Annotated in this window: 3 protein-coding genes and 1 pseudogene; 3 read left to right on the top strand and 1 reads right to left on the bottom strand. The window is 72.8% G+C overall.

Going from position 1 to position 2,737, the window contains the following annotated elements; translation table 11 throughout:
- The first annotated feature begins 342 nt into the window (after window positions 1-342).
- The 3 genes from HUW36_RS30210 to rarD all read left to right on the top strand — a co-directional run bounded on the left by HUW36_RS30210 (window position 343) and on the right by rarD (window position 2,253).
- The gene (locus HUW36_RS30210; protein WP_091583634.1) at window positions 343-729 is read left to right on the top strand and encodes a phage holin family protein; all 387 of its coding nucleotides are present in this window, start codon (window positions 343-345) and stop codon (window positions 727-729) included.
- Between the two features lie 106 nt (window positions 730-835).
- Complete coding sequence (locus HUW36_RS30205) at window positions 836-1,324, top strand: GNAT family N-acetyltransferase (RefSeq protein WP_174531202.1); 489 nt, start codon at window positions 836-838, stop codon at window positions 1,322-1,324.
- Complete coding sequence (gene rarD, locus HUW36_RS30200) at window positions 1,321-2,253, top strand: EamA family transporter RarD (protein ID WP_174531201.1); 933 nt, start codon at window positions 1,321-1,323, stop codon at window positions 2,251-2,253. The genes HUW36_RS30205 and rarD overlap by 4 nt, the downstream gene beginning before the upstream one ends.
- An 85-nt stretch (window positions 2,254-2,338) precedes the next feature.
- On the opposite strand, the pseudogene HUW36_RS30195 reads toward rarD, so the two are convergent.
- Window positions 2,339-2,737 (bottom strand): annotated as a pseudogene (locus tag HUW36_RS30195) (anti-sigma factor family protein); the annotation flags it as partial.

The following is a 2,737-nucleotide window of genomic DNA, read 5'->3' as shown; positions in this document are numbered from 1 at the left end:
GACCACCGAGATCTACACCGCTCTGAACACTCTTTCCCTACACGACGCTCTTCCGATCTCCCCGGCGGACGCCCCGGCACTGGCCCGCGCCGACCTCGCCGTCCTGCAACCGCTCGACCCGGCCGAGGCCGCCCTGGCCGGCACCGCGCTCGGCCTCGGCGGCTCCGCCGACTGGCTCACCCGGATCCGCGACGACATGGTGGCGGTGGTCAACCGGCGGGCGCTGCGCTGGGCGCTGCTCTCGCCGACGCCTGTCGAGTCGCAACTGGTCGGTCGTCCGACCCGCCGCTGAGCCGGTCGCACGGGTTCCGCGCGGGGAACCGGCGTGGCACGATCCCCGCCATGGATTTCCTGAAGGGTCTTCTGATCCGGGTGGCGACGACGGCGGTGGCCTTCTGGCTCGCCACATTGCTGATCCCGGGCATCACGCTCGACTCCGATTCGGCCACCGAGACGGTGACCACGCTGGTGCTCGTCGCGGTGATCTTCGGTGTGGTCAACGCGGTGCTCCAGCCGATCATCAAGACCGTGGGCTGCGGCTTCTACCTGCTCACCCTCGGCCTGATCGCGCTCGTGGTGAACGGGTTGCTGTTCCTGCTCACGAGTTGGATCGCCGGCGAGGCCGGGCTGCCCTTCCACGTGGACGGGTTCTGGCCGGCGGCGGTGCTGGGCGCGCTCTTCGTCGGCATCGTCACCTGGATCCTCGGCGCCGTCCTCGACCGCGACTGACGCCCGGCGACCCGGCCGGCGCTCCACGACGCCGGCCGGGCCGGCCAGGCCAGCGAGCGGGAATTGGCTGGCGAGCGACCGGGGCGGCGGTACTAACGTCGGCCGGGTGTTCACCCTGACCCGCGCCGACGGCTACCAGCTCAGCACCGACCCGGACCGGCTCGACCTGGACCGGGTGCACGACTGGCTCGCCACGGACGCGTACTGGGCGCTCGGGCGGGAGCGGGAGACGGTCGCCCGTGCGTTCGCCGGCTCGATCGGCTTCGGCGTCTACCGGCCCGGCGACGGCCGGCAGGTCGCGGTCGCCCGGGTGGTGACCGACCGGGCCACCTTCGCCTGGCTCTGCGACGTCTACGTGGACCGGGCCGAACGCGGTCGCGGGCTGGGCACGTGGCTGGCCGGCGGCGTCCGCGACCACCTCGCCGAGCTGGGCGTACGCCGGATCCTGCTGGCCACCCTGGACGCGCACGGGGTGTACGGGAAGCTCGGTTTCCAGCCGGTGGCGGCGGACCGCTACATGGAGCTCGACCAGCGGGTGACGCCCATCACCGGAAAGGATCAGGAGCCCGATCCGCACCTTACGGTGGACGGGTGAACCAGCTCCGCCTCGGCTATCTGTACGGCGTCGGCGCGTACCTGCTCTGGGGTTTCTTCCCGATCTACCTCAAGCTGCTCCGCCCAGCCGGGCCGGTGGCGATCCTGGCGCACCGGATCGTCTGGTCGGTGGCGTTCGTGGCGCTGCTGCTGGCCGCGATGCGCCACGTCGGTTTCCTGCGCACGCTGGCCCGGCGGCCCCGCGCGCTGGCCGGCATCGCGCTCGCGGCCGCGCTGATCGCGGTCAACTGGGGCACCTACATCTACGGCGTGAACTCCGACCGGGTGGTGGAGACCGCGCTCGGCTACTTCATCAACCCGCTGGTGTCGGTGCTGTTCGGCGTGGTCGCGCTGCGGGAGCGGCTGCGCCCGGGGCAGTGGGCGGCGTTGGCCGTGGGCGCGCTCGCCGTGGCGGTCCTCACCGTCGACTACGGCCGACTGCCCTGGCTGGCGCTCACGCTCGCGTTCAGCTTCGCCGGCTACGGCCTGGTCAAGAAGCGACTCGGGCTGCCCGCCGTGGAGGGGCTCTTCGTCGAGTCGGCGGTGCTGGCGCTGCCGGCCCTGGCGTACCTGGCGTGGTTGTCGTTCCGGGGCGACTCGACGTTCGGGCACGTCTCGGCCGGGCACACCGCGCTGCTGGTGCTGGCCGGCGCCGCCACCGCGATCCCGCTGCTGCTCTTCGCCGGTGCCGCGAACCGGCTGCCGCTGTCCACCGTCGGCATGCTGCAGTACCTGGCCCCGATCCTCCAGCTCGGCTGCGGCGTGCTGATCTTCCACGAGCCGATGCCCCCCGCCCGGCTCGCCGGCTTCGCCCTGGTCTGGTTGGCCCTCGTGGTCTTCACCGTCGACGCCCTGCGAAACACCCGCCGCACCCGCGCCACCCCCCGCCCCCTCGAAACCCCCGTCCCCACCCCTGACCCCGCGCGCTGATCTTGCACTTTCCGCCCCGACGAAAGGGGCAATACACCCGGACTGGGGGCCCAAAGCGCAAGATCGACGTGGCGGGGGTGGGGGGTCAGCGGAGGTCGTAGGCGAGGACGGGGGTTTCGGTGCCTCGTTGCAGTTCCAGGCGGACCAGTTCACCCCTGGTGAAGCGGGTGACGCCGGAGAAGCGCAGGTCGTCGCCGGGGGCGGCGAGCCAGGAGCCGATCTGCTCCGTCGCGCCGTCCGGGCCGTGCGCCACCAGCCGGAACGTGTACGCCTCGCGGTGCCCGGCCCGCCTGTCGTAGCCGCAGTGCATGGTGACCTCGGTGCCCCAGGGCGTCTCGGTGAGCCCTACCTCGGCGTGCACCGGCACGGTCCCGGCCACCGGCCGCATCGCGGTCAGCGCCACCTGCCGGGTGGCCGGCTCGGCCGGCGGCCGGACCAGCGTCACGCCGACACCGGCGAGCACCGCCAGCACGGCGGCGGCGAG

The sequence above is a fragment of the Micromonospora maritima genome (genome assembly GCF_902825405.1).
GTDB classification, from domain to species: Bacteria; Actinomycetota; Actinomycetes; order Mycobacteriales; family Micromonosporaceae; genus Micromonospora; species Micromonospora maritima.
This window is presented reverse-complemented; position numbering and strand designations above follow the sequence as displayed.

What these genes read in the sequence shown, in the direction of transcription:
- HUW36_RS30210 (WP_091583634.1), top strand. Translation starts at nt 343, where the DNA reads ATGGATTTCCTGAAGGGTCTTCTGATCCGGGTGGCGACGACGGCGGTG.